Raw genomic sequence first — 25,516 nt, 5'->3', positions numbered from 1 at the left:
CATGAGTATGCTAATTATCGTTAACCGTATTCTGTTTTTATATTATAGTTCATATCTTTTTATTCTTGATTTATATCGTAGCCAAATAAAGCGAAATCCCCCAGACAAGGATCATCGGGGAAGACTTTCGCCAATGCGTCCGTTATCTCACGGGCCGTACGAAGGGTAGCGGTTTTTTGGCCTGTCAAGCCCAAGCGCAAGGAGATCTGGTGCACATGCGTATCCAACGGGATGATTAATTGGCGGGGATGCACGGCTGTTCTCCAGATACCGAGATCGACGATACCATCCGTACGCACCATCCAACGCAAGAACATCGCCAGACGCTTACAAGCGGAAGTCCCGTGCAAGACCGGAATGCCATTGAGATCAGCAAAAAGTTGTTGCAACCGCAAGATAGGATCTTCGCAAGGACCGGCGGCGGCCATAGCGTCTTCCATACAGTCATAGGTATCGTATATATCCTTTAGGCGACAACAAAGGAGATGCAGATCATGATAGGTATAAAAACGGTAAAAGGTATCCCGCCTGCGAACCGGGCGGTTCCGTAGGGGAGCGAAAGAAGTCTCTCCGGTACGGATAAACTCGTAAGGACTTTCGCCCATCAGCCGGTGTAGCTCTTCCGCTTTTTGGAGAATATGCGCCCTGCGACCGTAAGAGATCCACGCCGTCAGGAAAGCCGATATCTCAATATCCCGTTTCTCCGTAAACCGATGGGGGAATCGAACCGGATCATCCTTGATAAACGATTCCGTATTGTACGTTTTCGCCCATTCACGAAGTAAAGAGATGGTCTTTGTATCCATGTTATTTCTTCTTTAGAAAATATTGCCGCTCGGGTTCCGGATAATGCTCGATAGCGTAACGAAGCGCCGTACGAGGAAGACGAGTAGCGTTGCGTTCCAAGAAATCGGTAAGCGTCTGCCGCTCCTTTTTGCCGACCTCACGCAGCATCCACCCAACCGCCTTATGCATCAAATCGTGTTTATGCCCCATCAAACATTCGGATAACTTCAAGGTATCCCAAAAATCATTCCGACGGATAAACGCCGCTGTCATGGCCGGAGTACCCGTGATACGGGACGGTCGCCTTCCAAGAAACCAATCACGTTGTTGCATACCGTGCGAGCCATGATGATACGGGTTTCCATCGTCTGGGTGCCGATATGAGGGGTTAATACCACGTTGTCCATTTCCAATAACTCGGGGAGAGGATAGTCTCCAAACTCGAATACATCCAGACCGGCACCATGAATCGTACCTTCCCGCAAGGCTTTTACCAAGGCATGCTCGTCTACCAACGGACCGCGGGCCGTGTTGATCAAGATAGCGGAAGGTTTCATCTGCTTGAACTCCTCCTCGCCGATGATGTGATAGGTATCGGGAGTATAAGGAGCGTTCAAGGATACGAAATCGGCTTTCGCCAAAAGCTCTTCCTTGGAGACGTAGGTAACATTCAATTTGGTCTCGTCCTCGATGTAAAGTTGACGCCGATTGTGGTAGATCACCTCCATGCCCAAAGCATTCGCCCGCTTCGCCAAGGCCTTGCCGATACGCCCCATACCGATAATCCCCAAGGTCTGTCCGGTTACCGGCATACCGAGATTCTCCAGTACACCAACCTTCATATCCTTACCAAGCGTACGCAGCTTACGATCACATTCCGTGATACGCCGGGCAGTATCCAGCATCAAGCCTAAAGCGATATTAGCGGTAGGGGCCGTGACAGGATCAGGCGTATTCGCCACCGTCAAGCCTTTCTCGAGGGCATAGGCCACATCGATATTATTATAACCTACGGCGTAATTAGCAATCAGCCGCAACTTCGGCGCATGGTCGATCAATTCTTTGTTTACCGGGAAATCGAACATGGAGCAGAGCACGTCGTACTCCGGTATCATCTCGAAAACCTCTTCATACGTAAAATCTCTTCCCTCGGGAAAGGTAACCTCGTACTTACTTTCCAACTCGGCAAATCCCTCGCGGAACATGTCGTATGTCACTAGTATCTTCATCTTGGATCTATTTGTAATTCAAAAAGCAAAAATACAAATCAATTGGCAATTAATTCCTAAATTTGTGACCAATATATATTTATTATGGTACTAAACTATATTTGGATCGCTTTCTTCCTAATCGCTTTCGTCGTGGCCGTAGGTAAACTGGTTATCGGCGGGGATACCACCGTTTTTACCGAGATTATCAATGCTTCTTTCGCTTCGGCTAAGACAGGCTTCGAGATCTCCTTGGGACTTACCGGGATTTTGTCGCTTTGGCTGGGAATTATGAAGATCGGGGAGAAAGGAGGAGTGATCCAAGCGTTCGCACGGCTGGCCGCCCCGGTATTCAGCAAGCTATTCCCGGATATCCCGAAAGACCATCCGGTGACGGGATCGATCTTCATGAACCTTTCGGCGAACTTGCTGGGGCTGGATAACGCCGCCACGCCAATGGGACTGAAGGCTATGCAACAATTGCAGAAGTTGAACCCCAAGAAAGAGTCCGCAAGCAACTCGATGGTCATGTTCCTTTGCATCAACGCCTCGGGACTGACCTTGATCCCAATCACCATCATGATGTACCGAGCACAGATGGGAGCGGCGAATCCGTCGGATATATTCCTACCGATCATGCTGGCTACATTCACGTCCACCTTGGTAGCGATCTTGGCGGTTTGCGTACGACAAAAGATTAATATCTTGCAACGGAACCTCGTGTTGTTTTTCGGAGGATTGGGGTTATTTATCGGAGGATTGGTCTGGTTGTTCAATTCCATGGAGCAGGAGCAGGTTTCCTTGTACTCGACCTTGTTCGCCAATACGCTTCTTTTCACCATCATCTGCGGATTTATCATCAGCGGTACGCGGAAAAAGATCAACGTGTACGACGCTTTTATCGAAGGGGCGAAAGAGGGTTTCCAAACCGCTATAACGATCATTCCTTATCTCGTGGCGATCTTGGTCGGCATCGGTATTTTCCGGGCCTCGGGAGCGATGGATTTCATTATCGAGGGGGTTCGTATGGGAGTAGCGGCGATGGGCTTGAATACGGATTTCGTAGAGGCATTGCCGACGATGCTAATGAAACCGCTGAGCGGAAGCGGGGCTAGGGGCATGATGCTAGACGCGATGAATACCTACGGGGCGGATTCTTTCGTAGGCCGCCTGTCATCCATCGTACAGGGCTCTTGCGATACGACCTTCTATGTAGTCGCTCTTTATTACGGCAGCGTAGGCATCCGTAATACCCGTTATACGGTACAGTGCGCCTTATTAGCGGATCTGGCCGGAGCGATAGCGGCGATAGCGATGGCGTATCTATTCTTTTAACAGCCCGCGTAAATCCATAAAAAACACATTTATACCGGCAAACACGAACCTGTCATTTGTTTTTATCGTACTTTTGCCGCGTAACATAATCACATTTTCAAATTATCAAGAGTAACAATTTATGGCAATAGCATATTACGCCGAGGATATCCAACTCCCGGCAATCAAGAAAAGAGCGGTCAGCGGATGGATCAAGGCGGTGGCCGAGACCTACGGCAAGAAGACAGGCGATATCAGTTATATCTTCTGCTCGGACGAGAAGATTTTGGAGGTAAACCGCCAATACCTCCAACATGATTATTACACGGATATCATCACCTTCGATTATACGGAGGGAAACAAGATCTCGGGCGACCTGTTCATCAGCCTCGATACGGTCCGGACAAATGCGGAGACTTTCCACACGGACTACGACGAGGAGCTACACCGCACCATCATCCACGGCATCCTGCATCTTTGCGGTATCAACGACAAAGGCCCCGGCGAGCGGGAGATCATGGAGGAGAACGAGAACAGGGCGTTAGCGATCTTGCCGGAAGAATGTCGGGCACAAAACATCAATCAACCATAAAAACACAAATATGAAAGCAGAAGACATACCTTACGATTACACGTATTGTTACGCCACGGACGAACAATGTACACAAACCGGCCATTGCTTGCGCAGACATGCAGCCAAGATGAACGAGGAACAACCGGAACCTTACTCCGCCGTCTCTTGCGTCACCCCAACATACGTGGCGAAAGTAACCACTGGAAAACCTTGCAAACATTACCGCTCCGATACACCGTTACGCTATGCCCGGGGTATGAACCACTTATTCGATGACGTACCTCGCTCTCTCTATCCGCAAGTACGACAACGGGTGATGCAAGTGTTCAGTTGCGAACGTATTTTCTATTATGCCCAGAAAGGGGAGTACCTCACATCTCCCGAGGAGCAGAAACGAATCAATGCCATCTTTTCCAAAGCGGGCCTTCCCGATCCATCCTTCGACGAATATGTGACGCAACCTAATTGGAGAGTCTGAGCGATCCCATAACCTACTTTTACTGCAACCCGCCTTGCAGTAGTACTGCACGCCGGTTGCAGTGTCACTGCACGTGGGTTGCAGTAATGCTGCAAGGCTAGTTGCAGTCCTATAAGAACAGTTGTTTTACCAAAGGGAAAGTTACACCGCCTAAACTTTTCCTATAATTTCCCGCATATTTATCCCCCCGGAATCGTTCTTCATTCTTTTTTATTCCTATATTTGTCACAAATTCCTCAGCAGAAAGCCCTAGGGTGGAAGCCGGGGGAAAGGTTTATTTATAAGAAGACGTTTATTGGCGTTTGTCTTTCGTATTTCAAAACTTCGCAACTTTTGACTCCTCGAAATGACTAACAGCAACAAAGACGTCCTCGTGTGGTGTGTCCATACAAACACCGATATGTCCTTTACCAAAAGGGCGTATGGTTTGTTGTACATATCGGCGTGGGCTTTCTGCGTTGCTCGTTCTCGGGGAGTGGGCAATGCGAAGGCCTTGAAGTACGGGACGGGCAAAGGTAAGATTCCCACGCTTTCCTTGTATATAGGCTTCCTTTTTCCAACAATTAACCACCAAAGGGAATCGGGTATCATGAGAAATTAACCATGATCCACATCGGACAGCTGATTGAGCATACGCTCCGCGACCAAGGTCACACGATCACTTGGTTCGCTACGCAATTGTGCTGTACCCGACCGAACGTATATAAGATATTCGACAAAGAAAGCATTGACACTTACTTACTTTGGCGAATTTCTTGCATCTTGCGGCACGATTTCTTCCGAGACCTCTCCGAAGCTGTCAAGACAGATCTGACATCTTACTAACATGGCTAGTGTATCCATATAGGATACAATTATATAAATCATTTGGAATCACCAATTTACCCACTAACTCCTATATTTACCTCTATATTTGTACCGTAAAAACAAATTACAATTAACGATAATATGAGCTTATAAAAAGATGAAAAGACAAATTCTAACCACGGCACTGCTTGCGCTAATATGCACGGGGGCGTATGCTCAAAGAGACAAGGTAAAGATACAAGATACCCAGGCACGCTTGCTAGACGTGACATCCAACGCCTACGTAAAACCGCTAACCGTGGAACTGAAAGTAGATAAAACCAAGGGACGCATCCGGGATGAATGGACTTTGACCAAGGAACAAGCGGAAGGGGAGATGAAAGGAGATATCGTGAATATCCGCAGTTACGCAGTCTATATGTCTTCGCAAAAACATGACGCAGACGTGATCGTTGCCGCCACGTTCAACTTCAGGACAAACGATGAAGGTACGGGATATCTGATTACTGTCGTCGGCTATCCGGCAACCTTCGAGAACTGGAAAACAGCCGATAGCTCCGACTTAGAGTGGATCCGAATGGAAAAGACTCTTACCACCAACGACCGGGAAAAGATCTCGGCCGTAGTGAAATAAATACTGTAATGAAATAAAAGAAGAAGCATGAGAAGAATTTATCTTTTATGGCTGCTAGGCATCATAATGCTTATGCCCATCAGTCTCACGTCTTGTTCCGATGATAACATTGGTTCTTCCAATGACTTGATCGGCACATGGGAAAGTGTGTCTCTTTCCGGTTGGTATAAAGAAAACAAGGAAATTGTCGAACAATGGGAGGACGAACCAGACGATGACTTCAAGATTGTCTTCAACGAAGACGGAACTTTTGAATCGTATGAAAGGTATTATGGCCAGTGGCACGGAGGATTGGAAGGAACATGGACGTACAAAGGAGGTAAGATCTATATGCGTGACTACGAGTACGATGAAGAAGAGGTCGTAACAGTGAAGAAACTGACCTCTTCCCAATTGGTCACCGAGTACCATCATAAACATATGGATATGGAAGAGGGGATCGTCTACGAAGAATATCAGAGCACGGTCTATCGCAAGATCTCGGATTGACCGATCCTGTCTGTAAGCCCATAAACGGCTGGAAAGATAAAGATTACTAACTATAAATTGATTTCAAAGATGAGAAAGAGTTTACTTTTATTTGTAATGACGCTCCTCGTATGTTCCGGCATACAAGCGCAGATCGTATCATCCCGCAGCGTTGGGATTGAATCCACTCCACAACGCCCTTCCGAGACCATGTGGTATTTACGAGGCGGACTGAATATGGCTGGATTCGCCGGTGACGGCACGGAAGGCATGGGGAGAAAAGCGGCTTATAATTTCGCTGTCGGTTTTCAAAAGCCGATCACGAACATCGGCGCTTACTGGGGCATGGATTTCGGATTGGGATCGAGAGGCTGGAAAATAGATGAACTAAAAACCATGACGAACAACCTCCAAGTATCTCCATTCACTTTCGGCTGGAAATATGGGATAACGGATGACTTTTTCATCGACGGCCATATCGGAGGGTTCATCAGCTTTGACTATTTAGGCAAGATGAAATACGATGGCGAGAGCATCAGCATGGGCGACTGGGAAGATGAGTTGGATATAGAATGGAACCGGTTCGACGCAGGCATGAACATCGGATTCGGAATATGGTATGACCGTTTCAACCTTGACTTCACTTTCCAACGTGGATTCGTGGAGGCTGCTACCGATAGCGAGGCTTATACCAGCAATATCATGCTACGTTTAGGCGTTGCATTCTAAAAGTCACCCCAAAAAAGATGTCTATGACTTACCTAACGATAGAAGACAAGTCATAGACGTTTTTGCATGATCTTAAACATTTCAAGATATATGTCACGATTTTTATTCTCAATCACATTCCTATTCCAAATCTCCATGCTGGTAGCTCAGACATTCGTGGAGATCGGGAATACCTATCCGGTAAGTGTGGATGGTAATAAATATGTTGTCAATGGTTTCATCACCTTCGATAAGCTCTCCGATGAGGAGATTTACGCCAACACGTTATTATGGACGGTGGAAAACGTATGTCCGAAACTTCAAGAAGGGATAAACGACCGAAACGATAAAGGCAAGAGCTTTCGCTGCGATTGGATCATCGGGTCGCTGGCCGGCTCCGGATTTGAGAACACGTATTATTGCCGTGTCAATTTCCGTGTAGCGGATCAAAAATTGGTTTACTACATATCGGATGTACTGATCGAATCGCCGGCTTTCGTGATGAAGAAAGTGACCCCTCTCGAAAAGTTGACGCCAGACAAAAAGGCAGCGCATAAACAAACGATGGAAGACTTCACGCAAAGCGAATCGTCTGTGCTAAACAAACTATTCGATTTCATCTCGACCAACCAATTATCCGAGATCACGCATTGGGACGCAATCAGCATCCGTAAGCCCATAAAGGGCATGAACGAGGATGAGTGCAGATTGGCGTTTGGCAAACCTCAATCCATACTAGAAACCAATGGCGAGATACAATGGATGTACAGCAGTTCTTTTTACTTATTTTTCAAGAACGGGCAAGTCCAAACCATCATAAAGTAAACGATATCTTTTTACCCAGTTCATATAGCAAAAAAATGCGAACCAGCGTACTCGGATTGCTTCTTCTCTTAATCCCGAATCTTTTATGGGCAGATGGAAGAGAAGCAACGGATAGTCTTACTTATTCCTGCGAAGACAGGACTACACGATTCAAGATAAAGCAACTTATACTTCCGGCTTCCTTAATAGCGGTTGGATCATGGGGCATAAGCAATGGCTTTCTACGATCTGTCGACAATTCCGTGCGAGACGGCATGACCAACCTCCGGGGAGAACACTACTTCCATGCCGACGATTACATCCAATACCTGCCGGTCATCTCATACGTAGGGTTAGGATTAGTAGGTGTGAAAGCCAAACACTCGTTCAAAGAGCGGCTGATCGTCACAACCACCTCTTATTTGACCATGGGCATATTGGTGAATGGGACAAAGTACTTTGTCGATGAGAAACGACCCGATTCCTCAGCCCAAAACTCTTTCCCCTCGGGACACACCGCCACGGTTTTCATGGGAGCGGAATTGGTACGGTCGGAATATGGGATCGGATATGGAATCGGTGCCTATTTGGTAGCCGGAGGCGTAACTTTTCTACGGCTTTACAACGATCGGCATTGGTTGAACGATGTGGTAGCGGGAGCGGGTTTTGGCATATTGAGCGCACATATCGGTTACTGGCTATTGCCGGTCAACCGAAAATTATTCCGATTAGACAAGAAAAAGAGCGCCACTGTCATTGCGACCTCGCCGTTCTATCAACCGGATAACCATGCGTTCGGAGCGGCCTTGGCCATACGTTTTTAGCAATCAATCGGTGAACAACGGCTCCTGTTTTCCCGAATCATATACGACAAACAGAGAGCCGTCTTTCCCGATCATGACACCACGGCCTCGGCTCTTCTCCTTGTTTTCTTGATTATCGACATTCACGGCAATTACCTTGTAATGGTAGAAAGTCGTGATATCATCGAATATCGTATGCCCTACAAAGATACGGTTCACATTATATTTCTCTAATATTTTCCGCAAATCATCCCGATCTAACGGGTGATACTTATCCGCACTACGTACCATACCCCGATACCAGATCGGTCCATACGTAGCGAACATAAAAGAAAGATCGGAGCCTTTATCTGCATTACGTTCTTTTTTCGTTAAGAAGAGTCCATCGCTCACGATCTCATTCACGGTAGGGATATCGTAATTCCTGTCCAAAAATTCCTTGCTCAACCCGGCATGGACAAACAGGTTATCTCCGACCACTTGTATCGAGTTACGAGTTCTCAACCAGTGTCCCAACTCGCTTTTCTGCCAAAGCTCCGGATAGGTCATTCCTAAAGTATCCGCCAATTGAGTATATTTCTTCTTCACGTATCGCAAATCATTTCCCAAAACCATGGTCTCATGATTTCCGATTAAGAAAGTCACTTTTCCACCGGCATCTTCCGCTTCTCGCTCCAACTTGTAGATCAACCAATAGATAGGGAGTACGTCGACGCCTCGGTCAAAGACATCACCGATTATTACCAATTGGTTAGTCCCGAAAATCCAATTATAGTCCGCATCGATCACTCTTCCCGCCTTTAACAAGGAGGCGAAACAAGACCAGTTCGCATGTGGATCTGAAAGAACAAACGTCTTTTCCGATTGCACATCTTTCCATTCCGGACGGGAAACAGCGTGTATGGTTACCGGAAACAATCTTTCCCCAGCATCGGAAAACACCTCGAAGGAAAAGGAGGTAGGTATACTTTCATAATGCTTATCCAATAACCGGCCTTTCCCATCTACAGATATCGCACGCATACTACCATCATCCGCTTTCAATAGATAGGGACCATCGATCGATAACTTCTCGATCGCTTGACGAGGTTTCTTATCTTTCCCATAAACCGGACTGAAACAAGAGGTCAGTAGAATCAGAAAAACAAGGATACGGCACTGGATAAAATTCATAACAGTTTAAATCTTTAGTTCGTTAAACCTGAAAACAATGTATGTATTTATTATACAAATATAAACGAATTCTTTCACGAACACTCACTATCTTCGCGTAAAATAAAAGGAAATAAAAATGACTTTCAATTACGACGTAATAGTAGTAGGCGCAGGGCATGCCGGCTGTGAAGCCGCCGCTGCGGCGGCGAATCTAGGATCAAAGACGCTTTTGATCACGATGGACATGAACAAGATCGCCCAGATGAGTTGTAACCCGGCAGTCGGGGGAATCGCCAAAGGACAGATCGTACGAGAGATCGATGCGCTAGGTGGATATATGGGAATCGTGACCGACCAGACCGCTATTCAATTCCGTATGTTAAACCGTAGCAAAGGACCGGCCATGTGGAGCCCACGTGCCCAAAGCGACCGTGCCCGTTTTATCGATTGTTGGCGGAGCATACTGGAGAATATGCCGAATCTATCGATCTGGCAGGACATGGTTCAAGAGCTGATTATCGAGCACGGACAAGTCTGCGGTGTCCGTACGGGAATGAATGTCGTATTCCGTGCCGGAGCGGTGGTACTCACGAACGGAACCTTCCTTAACGGCCTGCTTCATATCGGAAGAACCCAAATACGGGGTGGACGTATCGCCGAGCCTGCGGCGACCGGGCTTACCGAGCAACTCATCTCTTTAGGCATCCAAACAGATCGTATGAAAACCGGAACACCGGTTCGTATCGATGGCCGAAGCGTTCACTTCGATGAAATGGAAGAACAACCAGGGGAGAACGATTTCCATAAATTCTCTTACTTAGATACCAGTCACCGTAAATTAAAACAATTGAGTTGCTGGACTACCTTTACGAACAAGGCCTGTCACGATATATTACGGGAAGGTCTCCCCGACTCTCCTCTTTATAATGGACAGATCAAAAGTATCGGTCCCCGTTATTGTCCCAGTATCGAAACGAAAATCGTGACGTTTGCTGACAAGACGCAGCATCAACTATTCCTAGAGCCGGAAGGCGAGACCACGCAGGAATACTACCTAAATGGATTCTCCTCTTCCCTACCCTTGGATATCCAGCTTCGTGCGCTCCAAGCGATCCCCGCTTTCCGTGACGTGCAAATCTATCGTCCCGGATATGCGATTGAATACGATTTCTTCGACCCAACTCAGCTAAGACATAATTTGGAGACCAAACAAATCCGAAATCTTTTTTTCGCCGGACAAATCAACGGGACTACAGGATACGAGGAAGCCGGTGGACAAGGTTTGGTAGCGGGTATCAACGCCCACATCAATTGCCACGGTGGGCAACCTTTTATCCTTGGAAGAGACGAGGCTTATATCGGTGTCCTTATCGACGATTTGGTAACAAAAGGCGTGGACGAGCCTTATCGTATGTTCACCTCTCGTGCGGAGTACCGCATCTTACTGCGCCAAGATGACGCAGATATGCGACTCACCGAGAAATCCTACCAAATGGGATTGGCCAAACAAGACCGCTACGATTTACTGCGAGAGAAAAAAGAGAGCCGTGATGCTATCATCCGTTTTGCGGAGACCTATTCCGTAAAGCCTCAATATATAAACAGCGGCTTGGAGAAACTGGGTACAGCCCCCCTATCCCATGGTTGCAAATTATTCGATGTCGTACTCCGTCCGCAGACAACATTGGAGAACCTAGCGGATCTGGTCCCCGCCCTTCGTGCCGAGCTAGACAAAGTTCCGGCCACCCGAAAGGAAGAGATCATCGAGGCCGCTGAGATACTGATTAAGTATAGCGGCTACATCAAGCGAGAACAAATCATAGCAGACAAGATAAACCGCTTAGAGAATATCCGGATCAAGGGTAAATTCGATTACAACTCGATCCAGTCTTTATCTACGGAAGCCCGCCAGAAATTGACTCGGATAGATCCCGACACGATCGCTCAAGCGAGCCGCATCCCAGGTATTTCCCCTAACGACATCAACATCCTTCTGGTACTACTCGGAAGATAAAACACGAAACGTTCCACGTGAAACACATTAAAGGAGATATTCAAATGAATGAAGCTAAAACACTGGCTATACGAGGAAATCTAGTAGATATAATCAACAGACGCACCTTTGGAGCAGAGATTTCAATTCAAAATGGGCGTATCAAGAAGATAATCCCTACCGGACAAGATGAGGCATCTTACCTCCTCCCCGGCTTTATCGATGCCCATGTCCATATAGAGAGTAGCATGGTAACCCCTGCAGCATTCATTCACGCTGCCGTCCGCCATGGCAGTATCGGTGCCGTGGCAGACCCTCATGAGATAGCGAATGTAATGGGTAGTGAAGGAGTCGAGTATATGCTCGACAACGCAAAAGGGATTCCTTTCTACACATGGCTCGGTGTACCGTCTTGTGTACCGGCCACGACCATGGAAACCTCCGGTGCGATCATAGACGCCGACGAAACCGCCCGTCTGTTGGAACGAGAGGATCTACACTTCTTGGCAGAGATGATGAATTACCCCGGAGTCTTGAATAGCGATCCAGAAGTTATGCGCAAAATAGAATCCGCAAAACAAGCGGATAAACCCATAGACGGACATTATCCCCTAGCGACAGGTTCCAATCTAAAAGCATATATAGAGGCGGGCATTTCCACCGATCATGAAACCATCTCTCTAGAAAAAGGCCGTGAGAAATGCCAGCTCGGAATGCATGTCCTTATCCGGGAAGGAAGTGCGGCGAAGAACTTTGACGCACTTCATCCGCTATTGAAAGAGTATCCAGAACAAATCATGTTCTGTACAGATGATGCGCATCCTTCCTTTTTAAACCAAGGACACATAAATAGGACGGTAAAAAAGTCACTGGATCTAGGATATGACCGATATGATGTATTACGGGCCGCTTCCTACAATCCGGCCATGCACTATAAAATCCCCATAGGTTTCTTACGGGAGGGAGACTCCGCCGATTTTATCCAAGTAAACAATTTAAAGGATCTAACCATACAGGCAACCTATATACAAGGAACCCGTGTATACGATGGAGAGAAATGCACGTTTCCACTCCAAAAGCCTATACATCGCAATAATTTCCACACGAAACCGATCACATTAGAAAAGCTAGCGGTAAAAGCGAAAGGAAAACAGATGCGTGTCATTGTTTGCGAAGACCGCGAATTAATCACGAAAGAAGAACTACATCCCGTACATACATTCGATGGATTTGTGGAATCAGATACGGAACGGGATATTCTGAAACTCGTCATCTTGAATCGTTATCAAACGGCTCCACCCACTATTGCCTTTATAAAAGGAACAGGGCTCAAGCTCGGTGCCATCGCTCAAAGTATCTCCCACGATAGCCATAACATCATCGCTATAGGTGTTACCGATTTCGAGCTTATGCAGGCGATCAATGCGGTCATAAAAGCAAAAGGAGGAATCGCCGTGAGCTGCATGGACGAAGTCACTCTCCTGCCCTTGCCAATAGCGGGATTGATGAATGACGAATCATTGGAAGAGACGAGCCGCCGTTACGAAGAGATTGAGGAAAAGATCAAACGGTTAAAGACCCCGATGGATTCATTACAAATGACACTTTCTTTTATGGGATTGCTGGTGATCCCATCCTTGAAACTTAGCAACAACGGTTTGTTCAATAGCGAGACATTCCAATTTACTTCCTTATTCGTATGATAGCCGATAAAGATGAACATATCAAGACGATCCTATCGGTCATCCCGGCTTCTCCGGGATGCTACCAGTATTTCGATGAAAACGGAACGATTATATACGTCGGCAAGGCGAAAAACCTGAAACGACGGGTTTCCTCTTATTTCAACAAGGTACATGATAGCAATAAGACCCGTGTGTTAGTCAAGCAAATCCGGGATATCAAATATATAGTCGTTGATACGGAAGAAGACGCATTACTACTGGAGAACAACCTCATCAAACAGTATCGTCCCCGCTATAACGTATTATTGAAGGACGACAAAACCTACCCTTCCATCGTGGTAAAGAACGAATACTTTCCCCGGGTTTTCCAAACCCGGAACATTGTTCGAGACGGATCGCAATATTACGGTCCTTATCCCTCTTTGTTCACGGCGAAAGTGATGCTACAGATGCTAAAGGAACTTTACCCTTTACGCACCTGCAAATATCCCCTCACTCCCGAATCCATCGCACAAGGACGCTATAAGGTTTGTCTGGAATACCATATCAAGCGTTGTAAAGGGCCTTGTGAAGGCTTGCAATCACTGGAAGAATACCAGCAAAATATTTCCGAGATCAAAGAGATCTTGCGAGGCAACATCTCGCAAATCAGCAAACACCTCTATGAGGAGATGCAATCGCTCGCTGCCGAGCTCAAGTTCGAGGAAGCACAAAAGATCAAGGAAAAATACGAAGTCATCGAGAACTATCGTTCTAAATCTACGGTCGTAACCCCGATGTTACATAATATAGATGTATTCACGATCATAGAGAATGACCATTCCGCTTATGTGAACTTTATGCATATCGGAAACGGAGCGATCGTACAAGCCTATACATTCGAGTATAAAAAACGACTGGACGAAAGCAAGGAGGAATTGTTAAGCCTAGGCATTATCGAGATGCGGAATCGTTTTAAAAGCACCGCCCGGGAGATTATCGTACCCTTCAAGCTAGACATGCAACTAGAGAATGTCACTTTCACCATTCCCCAAAGAGGGGATAAAAAGAAGCTGCTCGATTTATCCGAGATGAATGTCAAGCAGTTTAAGGTAGACCGCTTAAAGCAAGCGGAAAAGTTGAATCCGGAACAACGGAATACCCGTATCTTGAAAGAGATCCAAGAGGCCTTGCATCTGGAGAAACTGCCCGCTCATATCGAATGCTTCGATAATTCAAACATACAGGGGAGCGACGCAGTAGCGGCTTGCGTGGTATTCAAGATGGGGAAACCATCCAAGCAAGAGTATCGTAAATACAATATAAAAACCGTAGTTGGTCCGGATGATTACGCCTCCATGAAAGAAGTGGTTCGTAGGCGTTACGGGCGGGCAATCGAAGAGCGATCTCCCCTACCCGACTTAATTATAACAGATGGTGGAAAGGGACAAATGGAAGTGGTTCGCTCGGTGGTAGAAGATGAATTAAGCTTGTCCATTCCAATCGCCGGACTAGCGAAAGATGGCAAGCACCGGACCTCTGAATTATTATTCGGGTTCCCACCCGTAACCGTTGGCATGCGTTTGGACAGTCCGCTATTCCATCTGCTTACCCGGATGCAAGACGAGGTACACCGTTTCGCCATCACTTTCCACAAGGATAAGCGGAGTAAAACCCAGACAAAATCCGAATTAGATACCATAAAGGGTATCGGTGAGAAGACAAAAGTATTACTTTTACATCACTTTAAAAGCGTAAAACGAATCAAGGAAGCAAGCTTCGAGGAACTGAAATCCGTGATTGGCGAGGCGAAAGCCAAGACGCTACAAGAGGGACTGGGCGGAAAGCGAACAGAAAGCGAACAGAAATAGAACATAAGCGAACAAAAAGCGAACAAGATGAGAACAGTTACACAACGTGTGCAGCACGCTTCCGTCACGATAGACGGGCAGCTTAAATCCAAGATCGGAAAGGGGCTATTGGTATTAGTCGGTATCGAAGACAAGGATACGCAAGAAGATATTGAATGGTTGGCAAAAAAGATCACCAACCTACGCATATTCGACGATGAAAACGGGGTCATGAATCGCTCGGTTATCGAAGCGGGAGGCGAGATCATGGTTGTCAGCCAATTTACCTTGCACGCCTCTACGAAAAAAGGGAACCGTCCCTCCTACTTAAAAGCGTCTAAACCGGATATCGCCATTCCGATGTATGAGGCTTTTTGCGAAGAGGTAGGGCTTCAACTCGGAAAACCCGTACAAACCGGAACATTTGGAGCGGATATGAAAATTGAACTTTTAAACGACGGGCCGGTTACTATTATGATCGACTCTCAAAATAAAGAATAAGTATGGCAGATATAACCTTACAACAAGCCCAGCAAATGGTAGACGCTTGGATCAAGACCTACGGGGTCCGTTATTTCAACGAGCTTACCAATATGACTATCCTCACCGAGGAAGTGGGCGAGCTGGCACGTATCATGGCACGTACCTACGGCGAGCAGTCTTTCAAGGAAAGTGACAAACACCGGGATTTAGGCGATGAAATGGCAGATGTCTTATGGGTACTGCTTTGCCTCGCCAACCAGACCGGAGTAGACCTTACCGCCGCTTTCGAGAAGAATCTCCAAAAGAAAACAGACCGAGATAAAGAACGACATATAAACAATCAAAAACTATAAGCATATGGCACATCATCACGATTGCGAATGTGGACATGATCATCATCATGAACATGAACACGAATCAAATTCCGTACAGATAGACCGTTATCATGAAGCTTTCAATAAGTTTGAGCCGGCCCTGCCGGATACCCGGACTACCGAGGCTGTAAACGCTCTTTTAGAGAAACATTTCCAAGAGAACTTTACACCGGAAGTATTGAAAACGATTCATGGCTGCATCGACTTGACCTCATTGACCAGTCTAGACACCAAAGAAAGCATCTGGAAGATGGTAGACACGGTAAATGATTTTGAGGGAACTCGTCCGGATGTCCCGAACGTAGCCGCTATCTGCGTCTATCCCCTATTCGTGGAAACGGTTAAGCAGGCACTTACCGCACAAGAGGTCAAGATCGCATCCGTTGCCGGAGGTTTTCCCTCCTCACAGACATTTACGGAAGTCAAGATCGCCGAGACGGCCATGGCAGTCATGCAAGGAGCCGATGAAATCGACATTGTCATGAACCTAGGCTACTTCATGGAAGAGAATTTCGAGGAATTGACGGAGGAATTGCAAGAGATCAAGGAGAGCTGCCGCCACGCCCATCTAAAGGTAATCTTAGAGACCGGAGCTTTAGTCACAGCGGAGAACATCCAAAAGGCATCCATCCTAGCCATGTATTCCGGTGCGGACTTCATCAAGACCTCCACCGGCAAAGGGTATCCGGGAGCGACCTTCGAGGCCGCCTATACCATATGCAAGGCCATCAAGACCTATCATTCCATCACGGGAAATAAAGTAGGCATCAAGATTGCCGGCGGTGTTCGCACGGCCGAGGATGCTGTTCGATATTACACGATCGTCAAGGAAATATTGGGCGACGAATGGCTGAACAAGGATCTGTTCCGCATCGGGGCAAGCAGCCTGGTTGGCGACATCGAGAAGAGATTAAGTGCCTAAACAAACGCTTAAACCAAGTTCGGACACAATACGATCATACCCGATAAAAATGGGATTCCCTTCGGAGGCAGAACCAATCGCTTCCAAAGGGAATCTCGTATTTTAAAGACTATCATCAGAACAGCGAATATGTCAAAGTCAGCACAAAGTTACCTTGCCAACGGGTATAATGGTCTATCACCCCATCCCCTTTATAACAATGGATCAACCGCCCCTCGGCCGCCAAGCGTAGTTGAGGCGAGAAATAATAGTACAGATCCAAAGTAAGTGATGTATTCGTGCTCACATACGATTGAGGCTCTGCCGCCGGATCATCCCATTTAGACTTATCCCATCCTAGCACTTCCTCGATGCCGAGATTAATATTCGTCCGCGAGTTCGGATAATAACCGAAGGCGTAGCGACCGCCCAAACGTGCAGCGTAATCGTCTCGTTTATACTCTAATTCGTTGTACAAATGATCCTTTATTTGCTCATTCCTGCGCGAATAACAGCCAGACAGGTATGCACTGGCCGAGTTTTGCCAATACAAACTCAATGGTTTCTCATAATCGAAGGATATATCGGCCAAAATGGAAGCCTCCTTAAGACGATTCCTGTGGAAGCTTGGATCGGGGCTATCGCTTGCGTCGTACACGAATCCGGGCCTTACCCCCCCCACTGATCTCCGTGCCGGACTTCCGCTTGAAGAGGTCGCCATACATCCAATAGTCGTACAAGGTAGTAAAATAAGAGGCCCCACCGGAAGTCAACGCACCACTGCGAACCAGAAAAGAATCCACCGCCGTAACCTCATCAATCATGCGCAAACGAGCATCGAAGAAACGCTTGTTCTTCACCGTAGATATCAGCCTGGCAAATTCGTCAATCTCCTCATCGGTCAACTTACGGTTCAAGACTTTTCGCTTGGAGAGGTTCTCTAAGATATAGATCGCCTGCCGGGCATCCTCCACCCGCTCGATACGACCCTTTCCCACCCGTAAGGGGATCGATAGAGTCACCTTCTTAAAGGTATTCCTCTCCTCCTCCTCTACTGCGCCGAATATTTTGTCTCCAGCCATGGAAAACGAGGCGGCACCTCCGGTCTCAAAAAACAGTCCCTCGTAATCATCGCCATAGAAACGGCTGCTATTACTATAAAACAACCCGAGCGAATAGTCTCCCCGCTTCTCACCAAAAATAGTCTTATTATAATCGCCGGAAAAAGAAACAGCGGCATTATGCGTACCCCAGAAAGAACGAGCGTTTCGATAGCGATTAAAACTTACCTCAAAGTCTCCGCCAAGGAAGCTGCCAACCCCATCCGTCCCTGTATAATCATTGAAACTCCCCTCCGAATGCAGCGAGAAATCCAGTTCGTTCCTCGTGATGTCGGGCAAGCGGTAAGTGCCAATATCATACACCTTGTACTCCTGCGCCCAAGCGGAAGATACTCCCAAGGCCAGCAAGCCAATTCCTAGATTGATAAATCTTGTTTTCATAACAGATAGGTGTTTGTGTTAATAAATAAAATCGTGCGTAATATAAGGTATTTTTTTATTTTTCAAATTATTTACTTTAGTTTTTCCTTCTCTTTCCTCTATCTTGTTCAAGTCGCACATCTCTTGGTTGACATATGCTGTCATCGCGGCTCTACGTATAATTGTTCGTATCCTCAAGCAATAAACATTCTTTTCGCTATATACAAACCTACTTACCGCTTGATCTATTCTTAAATGATCGCCGTGGGATGTACATCCCACGGCGTGGTCTGTATATTCCATGACGTGATCTTTACAAACCACGACGTGGTTTGTAGAATTATACAGCATGCGAACAAGAATTCATACGCAACCAGACAAGAATTCATATGGGAACGGAGCGTTTTTCACTTAGGGAGAAAAGAAGATACGCTAAAGTAACAAATACTAATTACCAAGAAACTGTTGGGCGACTGATACAAAACTCATATCTTTAGCCGTAATTTAGATTCTTGCAAAAACATACTCTAAAATATTCATTATATGAATCATCTGCGTACTCTATTTACATCGCTTTTGGTCTCCGTCACCTGTTTGTCTGGCTCATTGAAAGCACACGCCCAAATCAATGAAGGAGGTTTACCTCTCAGTTTCAACCTTCCTACTTCCTTAAAGAGTACTCCATCCGTAGTAGAAATCCCCGTAAACTTTAGTGTGGAGGACCTGAAGATCGTGGATGCTTGGCGAGCTAGTCAAGGAGCCCCTTTAGCCGTCGCTAAATTAATACCGACGGAACACGAATCTAGCAATTACACCTACGTGCCAAAGGAGCCATCGCTCTTATCTTAATATTATAGTGATTTCCATATTCCCGATGGTGGCAGATTATTTGTCTATAACGCCGATAAGACCCACGTTCTAGGAGCTTTTACCGGACGGACAAACCCTCCTACCAAAGAATATGCCACCGGATTCGTGGCCGGTGATGACTTAATCCTCGAATACGCAGCCGCCCCTTCCGGGGAAATGCCCCGGCTGAAAATTAGCGGCATCGGATACGGATACAACCATTTATCCGTCGTATCCCCCGGCTCCGACTGGGACTGGAAGGAAGGTTACGAGCCTTCCGGCCCTTGCATGGTCAACATCAATTGCGAGGAAGGAACTCTTTGGCAAAAACAGAAAAAAGGGGTATGCCACATGGTTCAACTGATCGATGGAATGGCCTATATTTGCTCCGGTTCGTTAGTGAACAATACAGCCAAAGACAAGAAGCCCTATATATTGTCTGCCTTTCATTGCTCCCAAACCACAGACGGAAGCGCAACTGCCACAAGTGAGGAACTCAACCAGTGGGTATTCATATTCAATAAGGAACATATCGGTTATAGCAATGATTCTGAAATAGCGGACTACCATTCAACGACGATGGTTGGCTGTACACGAAAAGCGATCACACCGGCCATAGATGGCAAAGGAAATCTCATATCCATGGATGGTGTCAAATGGAAAACCTTACAGGCATCCGATGATCTTGATTTCAACTTTATATTATCCTTCATTGTCTCTTCGGAAGAGGGCGAGTTGCCAGCAGGAAAGCGATCGGCCTCCATCTCGAGCACCATCACGCTAGAACGATCCAGACGCATAGCCTCTGTTCTTCGCTCAGAACTGTCTGTTTCCAATGAGAATAACGTAGGCATACCTCAGGAATTCCCCGAGATAACCGGATACAATGTCTATCGGGATCAAGCGAAACTAGCGGATTTACCATCTTCGCAAACTCAATATACCGATAAAAACGCTATTTCTGACAGTTACCAGTATGCCGTAACCACACAATACAATAAGGAGGAAAGCCGGGCTATCGAAGCTTTCGCCGGAGGTACTGTAGATATCGAGGATGTGGAAGAAAACCCCATAGAGATCTTCCCTATCGTATTCCGTTCACAAATCCACATATCAAATAGTACACGGGTAGACCGATTGGACATTTATTCGGCAAACGGCAAATTGATGAATAGTATTCGCAAGCCCGGCGAGATCGTTGATACGGCTGCTTTACCGCAAGGAATGTATGTATTCTTGCTCTATACGGATAAGGGAGCGCAAACCATACAAGCCATCCGGGACAGCGACTGACATAAAAAACGAGAGGAATCACTCTCACAAGCAATTCCTCCCTAACCAAAACCTTAACTATGAAAAAATTTACGTTTTTCGAATACAAATATACGCCTTATTTTTATACTACCAAACGAAAACGCTTTTTTTTCGAAAAAAATATTTTATCCCCCAAAATGAAATCATTTCGAGCGAGTCATGATATAATCGGCCAGTTGGATCAAGGATGTCTGTGCCTCAGATTCGGGTAATCTCAAAAGAACATCGACCGCTTTATCATGATATTCCTTCATGCGAGCCTCGGCATATTCGATTCCACCATTCGCCTTAGCGAACTCGATCAAGGAATCGACATTCTCCGCCACAAAGTCTTTCCGAAAAATCATATCCAAATAACGGGCGGCCTCCTCTTCCCTACCCTGCCGCAAGGCATATAATAATGGAAGCGTAACCTTACCCTCACGAATGTCATTTCCCGTCGGCTTACCGATATTCGCCTCCTTGAAATAATCAAAGATATCATCCTTGATCTGGAAGCAATACCCCAGATACTCGCCAAACTCACGGCAAAGAGCAATCACCTCCGCAGAGGCGCCCGATGAAATGGCCCCAATCTCCGTGCAAGCGGAAAGCAAGGTAGCCGTCTTCTTCTTGATAACTTGCAGATAACAATTCTCGTCTAAGATACTCTCCTCGGCGGTCTCCAATTGCTTGATCTCACCTTCGGACAAGTCTCTGCCTAAATTAGAGATAATCCCGACAATCCGCAAATCGCCGGTTTGTATGGAACGGATCAAAGCGGTAGAAAGCACATAATCACCTACCAACACGGAAATACGGTTATCGAAGATAGCGTTCAATGAGGGAACGCCACGACGTTGCTTCGTCTCATCGATCACGTCATCGTGAATCAATGTAGCGGTATGCAAAAGCTCCAGCAAAACAGCGGAATTGATCGTGTTATCCGTAACCTGTCCACAGACCTTGGCGGTAAGGAGCACCAATAACGGACGCACATGCTTCCCGGTAGAATTCAGTATAACGTCGATAGCCGATTGTAATCGGGTTGTCTCGCTGCGTAGAGATGCCTCGAAATCCTTATTGAAACGTTCAAATTCAGCGGAAACCGGTTCTTCTATTTTCCTTCTTTCATCCATAATTCCATGCAAAGATTCGCAAAAGTAACAAAAACTATCGAGTAAGCGAGTTTTTTCGTACATTTACCCAGATTTTGTCCCACTAAAACGTGTTAAAAGTAATGAAGTTATTCCTTATAGATGCGTATGCGTTAATTTATCGCTCCTATTACGCCTTCATCAAGAATCCGCGTATCAACTCCAAGGGTGTGAATACCTCCGCCATTTTCGGTTTTATCAACAGCCTGGAGGATGTATTAAAACGTGAGAACCCGACTCATATAGCGGTGGCCTTTGACCCGAAGGGACCGACCTTCCGCCATGAGGCCTTCGAGCAATACAAGGCACAACGGGAAGAGACGCCGGAAGTGATCCGCCAATCCGTCCCTATCATCAAAGAAATCATAGAGGCTTATAATATCCCGATACTGGAAGTACCCCGCTACGAGGCGGACGATGTGATCGGCACCGTATCCAAGCAGGCAGAGAAGGAAGGCTTCGATGTTTTCATGATGACACCGGACAAGGATTACGGGCAGCTGGTATCCGAACATATATTTATGTACCGCCCGAAATTCGGAGGAGACTACGAGATCATGGGCATACCCGAGGTATTAAACAAATATGGTCTTACGAGTACGGAGCAAGTGATCGACTTGCTGGGACTGATGGGCGACGCTTCCGATAATATCCCCGGCTGTTCGGGTGTCGGCGAGAAGACCGCACAAAAGCTATTGACCGAATTCGGAAGCATCGAGAATCTATTAGCGAACACTGATAAGCTGAAAGGCGCACAAAAGAAGAAGGTGGAGGAGAACGCCGAGCAAATCCGTTTCTCCAAATTCTTGGCGACGATCAAGACAGATGTCCCTATCGAGTTCGATGCCGCCCGTTGCGTCCGTGAAAAGCCAAACGAAGAGCGGCTAACTGAGATTTACACAGAATTGGAATTTAGAACATTTATTAACAAACTAAGTTCTGAGCCGGTCAAAGCCGCTCCGAAAGGCCCCGTTCAAGGCGATCTGTTCGCGGTTTTTACGCCCGAGAGTACGGAAGCTTCCAAAAAATCGATTCTCACGGACTTAAAGTCCACCCCTCACAACTATTATTTAACTGATACAGAGGAAAAACAAGCCGATTTAGCCCGCTTTTTATTGGGTCAAGAATTTTTCGCTTTTGACACGGAAACCGATGGCATCGATCCCTTGAAAGCCGGATTGGTCGGAATGTCGTTCGCCGTGAAAGAAAACGAGGCTTGGTATGTTCCTGTTCCCGCCAACTCAGCAGAGGCGGCGAAAGTGGTGGAACGCTTCTCCCCTGCCCTGCAAAATCCGAAATCATTAAAGATCGGGCAAAACATCAAATTCGATATTTTGGTACTCCGTAAATACAACGTGAAGGTAGCCGGCCCTCTGTTCGATACGATGATCGCCCATTACCTGCTGAATCCGGAATTGCGGCACGGAATGGATTACTTAGCGGAGACCTATCTCAAGTACCAAACCGTTCCCATCGAGGAACTGATCGGTCCAAAAGGAAAGAGCCAGCTATCGATGCGAAACGTGCCCGTGGAGCAAATCGCCGAATATGCCGCCGAGGATGCGGACATCACGCTCAAGCTAAAGAATTATTTCGCGCCCGAGTTGAAGAAGGAAGGACTGGAATCCCTCTTCACCACGATCGAGATGCCATTAATATATGTATTAGCGGAAATGGAGGCCACCGGCGTCACGTTGGATACGGTAGCGTTGAAACAATCCTCCGTAGAACTTACCGCCTCCATGAACAAACTGGAGCAGGAGGTTTACGAGCTGGCCGGCACGGAATTCAACATCAACTCCACGAAACAGGTCGGCGAGATCCTTTTCGACCGCTTAAAGCTGGACGAGAAAGCGAAGAAGACCAAAACCGGCGGTTACAGTACCAGCGAGGATGTCTTGGAGAAACTTCGCAACAAGCATCCCATCATCGGCAAACTCCTCGAATACCGCGGACTTAAAAAATTATTAAGTACCTATATCGACGCCCTCCCCGAGTTGATCCATCCGCAGACTGGAAAGATACATACCTCTTTCAATCAAGCGGTGACATCTACCGGTCGCCTCAGCTCTACCAATCCGAACCTGCAAAACATTCCGGTACGGGACGATCTGGGCCGCGAGATCCGTAAGGCGTTTATCCCGGACAACGCGGATTGCCTCTTCTTCTCCGCCGACTACTCCCAGATCGAGCTTCGTATCATGGCCCACCTGAGCGGTGACCCGCATATGATCGAGGCTTTCCAAAGCGGAGCGGATATCCACGCCGCCACAGCCGCCAAGATCTACGGAATCCCAGTAGAGGAAGTAAGCAGCGATATGCGCCGGAAAGCGAAAACCGCCAACTTCGGTATCATCTACGGCATCTCCGTCTTCGGGCTCGCCGAACGTTTGGGCATCCCTCGTTCCGAGTCCAAGGAGTTGATAGACGGTTATTTCAACACCTACCCCCGTATCAAGGAATACATGGAGGAGAGCGTCAAGGTAGCCAAGGAAAAAGAATACGTAGAGACCATTTTCAAGCGCAAGCGTTTCCTGCCGGATATCAACTCACACAACGCTGTCGTACGCGGCTATGCCGAGCGAAACGCAATCAACGCCCCTATCCAAGGAAGCGCCGCCGATATCATCAAACTAGCGATGGTACGCATTTACGAACGCTTTGAGAAAGAGCGATTGAAAAGCAAGATGATCCTCCAAGTACACGATGAGTTAAACTTCAACGTTTACAAAGAGGAAGCCGAGGAGGTAAAGAAAATCGTGCTAGAGGAAATGGAAAACGTCATGAAACTACAAGTCCCCTTGATCGCCGATTGCGGCGAGGGACAGAACTGGCTAGAGGCACATTGACATTCGAAAATAAACCGGGACGCGCTTGCCATTCCGGTTTATTTTCCCTAATATTGTGACGTTATCTCCGCCAAGCACCGGCAAACGACTGCGGCTTTTCTTGTACTTTGCGACAAAAGCGCAACGCTACCCTCTCTGCATCCCCGACTCCAGCGTCACCTACGTAAGCCTGGGATCCGCTAAGATCGAAGAATTGAACTAATACTTAGTATTCACTTTAAATCTCATTGAGTATGGAATAATACAATCTAAAAACACCAAATGCAAGTAAACGACCTTACGAAGTGCTATTCTATTTCCAGCATAGCACATGGAAGCGACAAGAAACTCGATACCGCAATCAAGACATCGCGATATAGCCTCTCAGCTCCCTCGACTATAGCAAGATCCTATAGCCTGGGTACTACGGAATAAAAGAAACCTATCAAATACGTACAATCATGGAAAAAAAGAAAAACCGATGGAGCCTCGCCCTGGCACTGGGCCTCCTCCTCTCCCTCGCCACGGGATGCGGGGATGACGAGAAAGACGAGTGGCAGACTTTCCCCGGGAAATGGGAGGACGCGGAGCATCTGAAAGGCTGGTTACTAGGCATCCTTCCCGAGGAAGCGAACGTCATCGTAACCCAGACGGACTGCGACACGCCCGGCATATTCCTGAGAATCGAGGAAATGCCCACGAGAGAAAACTGGAAAGATTCACTCGTTTATTGCCACAACGACTGGCTTACCCCCTACAAGGATCAACCGGGGAAAAAGCTACGGATCCAAATGCTCTTCTATGTCGATTCCTATCGGCAATCACTTTGCTCAATGCCCGACTCCACGGTTCATTGCGTCTCGCTGAAAGCGGACTTTAAAGAATTGAATTGATAATTAATTTA

The 25,516-nt window shown here is 46.9% G+C and carries 25 protein-coding genes and 1 pseudogene; 19 read left to right on the top strand and 7 right to left on the bottom strand.

Going from position 1 to position 25,516, the window contains the following annotated elements; genetic code table 11:
• Positions 1–59: 59 nt before the first annotated feature.
• The 3 genes and pseudogenes from E5342_RS12075 to E5342_RS12065 form a co-directional block, all read right to left on the bottom strand.
• A complete protein-coding gene (locus E5342_RS12075; RefSeq protein WP_005860465.1) occupies positions 60–806 on the bottom strand; it encodes a TIGR02757 family protein in 747 nt (248 codons plus the stop codon).
• A gap of 1 nt (position 807) precedes the next feature.
• Positions 808–1,056: pseudogene (locus tag E5342_RS12070) on the bottom strand (DNA alkylation repair protein); the annotation flags it as partial.
• Positions 1,056–2,015, bottom strand: a complete 960-nt coding sequence (locus tag E5342_RS12065) for a 2-hydroxyacid dehydrogenase family protein (protein WP_135959460.1) — start codon at positions 2,013–2,015, stop codon at positions 1,056–1,058. The pseudogene E5342_RS12070 and the gene E5342_RS12065, both read right to left, overlap by 1 nt.
• Positions 2,016–2,099: 84 nt before the next feature.
• Between E5342_RS12065 and E5342_RS12060 the strand changes: the two genes are divergently transcribed.
• The 9 genes from E5342_RS12060 to E5342_RS12020 all read left to right on the top strand — a co-directional run bounded on the left by E5342_RS12060 (position 2,100) and on the right by E5342_RS12020 (position 8,605).
• Positions 2,100–3,329 carry a nucleoside recognition domain-containing protein gene (locus tag E5342_RS12060; RefSeq protein WP_121736736.1) on the top strand — a complete coding sequence of 410 codons (1,230 nt, stop codon included), beginning with the start codon at positions 2,100–2,102 and terminating at the stop codon, positions 3,327–3,329.
• A 121-nt stretch (positions 3,330–3,450) separates the two neighbouring features.
• Positions 3,451–3,900 carry an rRNA maturation RNase YbeY gene (gene ybeY, locus E5342_RS12055; RefSeq protein ID WP_121736735.1) on the top strand — a complete coding sequence of 150 codons (450 nt, stop codon included), beginning with the start codon at positions 3,451–3,453 and terminating at the stop codon, positions 3,898–3,900.
• 10 nt (positions 3,901–3,910) lie between these two features.
• Positions 3,911–4,360, top strand: coding sequence for a DUF6078 family protein (locus E5342_RS12050; RefSeq protein ID WP_121736734.1), 450 nt, complete (start codon positions 3,911–3,913; stop codon positions 4,358–4,360).
• Positions 4,361–4,963: 603 nt separating this feature from the next.
• The gene (locus E5342_RS12045; RefSeq protein WP_121736733.1) at positions 4,964–5,185 is read left to right on the top strand and encodes a hypothetical protein; all 222 of its coding nucleotides are present in this window, start codon (positions 4,964–4,966) and stop codon (positions 5,183–5,185) included.
• A 139-nt stretch (positions 5,186–5,324) separates the two neighbouring features.
• On the top strand, positions 5,325–5,801 hold the full coding sequence (locus E5342_RS12040; RefSeq protein WP_036612097.1) for a hypothetical protein: 477 nt from the start codon (positions 5,325–5,327) through the stop codon (positions 5,799–5,801).
• 27 nt (positions 5,802–5,828) lie between these two features.
• Positions 5,829–6,290 carry a lipocalin family protein gene (locus E5342_RS12035; protein ID WP_121736732.1) on the top strand — a complete coding sequence of 154 codons (462 nt, stop codon included), beginning with the start codon at positions 5,829–5,831 and terminating at the stop codon, positions 6,288–6,290.
• A 69-nt stretch (positions 6,291–6,359) separates the two neighbouring features.
• Positions 6,360–6,998 (top strand): outer membrane beta-barrel protein, encoded by a 639-nt coding sequence (locus tag E5342_RS12030; protein ID WP_236651502.1) that lies wholly within the window; start codon positions 6,360–6,362, stop codon positions 6,996–6,998.
• 90 nt (positions 6,999–7,088) lie between these two features.
• The gene (locus E5342_RS12025) at positions 7,089–7,802 is read left to right on the top strand and encodes a hypothetical protein (RefSeq protein WP_121736730.1); all 714 of its coding nucleotides are present in this window, start codon (positions 7,089–7,091) and stop codon (positions 7,800–7,802) included.
• A gap of 35 nt (positions 7,803–7,837) precedes the next feature.
• Positions 7,838–8,605 (top strand): phosphatase PAP2 family protein, encoded by a 768-nt coding sequence (locus tag E5342_RS12020; protein ID WP_135959459.1) that lies wholly within the window; start codon positions 7,838–7,840, stop codon positions 8,603–8,605.
• A 3-nt stretch (positions 8,606–8,608) separates the two neighbouring features.
• Here the strand turns inward: E5342_RS12020 and E5342_RS12015 are convergent, their stop codons facing one another.
• Complete coding sequence (locus tag E5342_RS12015; protein ID WP_121736728.1) at positions 8,609–9,757, bottom strand: metallophosphoesterase; 1,149 nt, start codon at positions 9,755–9,757, stop codon at positions 8,609–8,611.
• 118 nt (positions 9,758–9,875) lie between these two features.
• On the opposite strand from E5342_RS12015, the gene mnmG reads away from it, so the two are divergent.
• Genes mnmG through deoC form a run of 6 tightly spaced genes read left to right on the top strand, consistent with a single transcriptional unit; the run spans position 9,876 to position 17,025 of the window.
• Positions 9,876–11,753, top strand: a complete 1,878-nt coding sequence (gene mnmG / locus E5342_RS12010) for a tRNA uridine-5-carboxymethylaminomethyl(34) synthesis enzyme MnmG (RefSeq protein WP_135959458.1) — start codon at positions 9,876–9,878, stop codon at positions 11,751–11,753.
• Positions 11,754–11,797: 44 nt separating this feature from the next.
• Entirely contained in the window at positions 11,798–13,435 is a 1,638-nt protein-coding gene (gene ade, locus E5342_RS12005; RefSeq protein WP_135959457.1) for an adenine deaminase, read from the top strand.
• On the top strand, positions 13,432–15,267 hold the full coding sequence (uvrC, locus tag E5342_RS12000; RefSeq protein ID WP_121736725.1) for an excinuclease ABC subunit UvrC: 1,836 nt from the start codon (positions 13,432–13,434) through the stop codon (positions 15,265–15,267). Before ade ends, uvrC begins: the two co-directional genes overlap by 4 nt.
• Positions 15,268–15,294: 27 nt before the next feature.
• Positions 15,295–15,747, top strand: coding sequence for a D-aminoacyl-tRNA deacylase (gene dtd, locus E5342_RS11995; protein ID WP_121736724.1), 453 nt, complete (start codon positions 15,295–15,297; stop codon positions 15,745–15,747).
• A 2-nt stretch (positions 15,748–15,749) separates the two neighbouring features.
• Positions 15,750–16,082, top strand: a complete 333-nt coding sequence (locus E5342_RS11990; protein ID WP_008778912.1) for a nucleotide pyrophosphohydrolase — start codon at positions 15,750–15,752, stop codon at positions 16,080–16,082.
• Between the two features lie 4 nt (positions 16,083–16,086).
• The gene (deoC, locus tag E5342_RS11985; RefSeq protein WP_135959456.1) at positions 16,087–17,025 is read left to right on the top strand and encodes a deoxyribose-phosphate aldolase; all 939 of its coding nucleotides are present in this window, start codon (positions 16,087–16,089) and stop codon (positions 17,023–17,025) included.
• 115 nt (positions 17,026–17,140) lie between these two features.
• Here deoC and E5342_RS11980 read toward each other — a convergent pair whose 3' ends face one another.
• Complete coding sequence (locus tag E5342_RS11980; protein WP_135959455.1) at positions 17,141–17,662, bottom strand: hypothetical protein; 522 nt, start codon at positions 17,660–17,662, stop codon at positions 17,141–17,143.
• Positions 17,643–18,506 (bottom strand): hypothetical protein, encoded by an 864-nt coding sequence (locus E5342_RS11975; protein WP_135959454.1) that lies wholly within the window; start codon positions 18,504–18,506, stop codon positions 17,643–17,645. Before E5342_RS11975 ends, E5342_RS11980 begins: the two co-directional genes overlap by 20 nt.
• 522 nt (positions 18,507–19,028) lie before the next feature.
• On the opposite strand from E5342_RS11975, the gene E5342_RS19755 reads away from it, so the two are divergent.
• A complete protein-coding gene (locus E5342_RS19755; protein ID WP_236651503.1) occupies positions 19,029–19,334 on the top strand; it encodes a hypothetical protein in 306 nt (101 codons plus the stop codon).
• A 126-nt stretch (positions 19,335–19,460) separates the two neighbouring features.
• Positions 19,461–20,627 (top strand): T9SS type A sorting domain-containing protein, encoded by a 1,167-nt coding sequence (locus tag E5342_RS11970; RefSeq protein WP_246867105.1) that lies wholly within the window; start codon positions 19,461–19,463, stop codon positions 20,625–20,627.
• Between the two features lie 164 nt (positions 20,628–20,791).
• On the opposite strand, the gene E5342_RS11965 is transcribed toward E5342_RS11970, so the two are convergent.
• Positions 20,792–21,766, bottom strand: coding sequence for a polyprenyl synthetase family protein (locus E5342_RS11965; RefSeq protein ID WP_121736750.1), 975 nt, complete (start codon positions 21,764–21,766; stop codon positions 20,792–20,794).
• Between the two features lie 101 nt (positions 21,767–21,867).
• Here E5342_RS11965 and polA point away from each other — a divergent pair, with 101 nt between their 5' ends.
• Entirely contained in the window at positions 21,868–24,633 is a 2,766-nt protein-coding gene (gene polA, locus E5342_RS11960) for a DNA polymerase I (protein ID WP_135959453.1), read from the top strand.
• 440 nt (positions 24,634–25,073) lie between these two features.
• Positions 25,074–25,505 (top strand): hypothetical protein, encoded by a 432-nt coding sequence (locus tag E5342_RS11955; protein ID WP_121736720.1) that lies wholly within the window; start codon positions 25,074–25,076, stop codon positions 25,503–25,505.
• Positions 25,506–25,516 lie beyond the last annotated feature (11 nt).

Source organism: Parabacteroides distasonis, from assembly GCF_004793765.1.
Lineage (GTDB): Bacteria > Bacteroidota > Bacteroidia > Bacteroidales > Tannerellaceae > Parabacteroides > Parabacteroides distasonis_A.
Note: the sequence above shows the minus strand (reverse complement) of the source record. Positions and strands in the feature narration are given on the sequence as shown.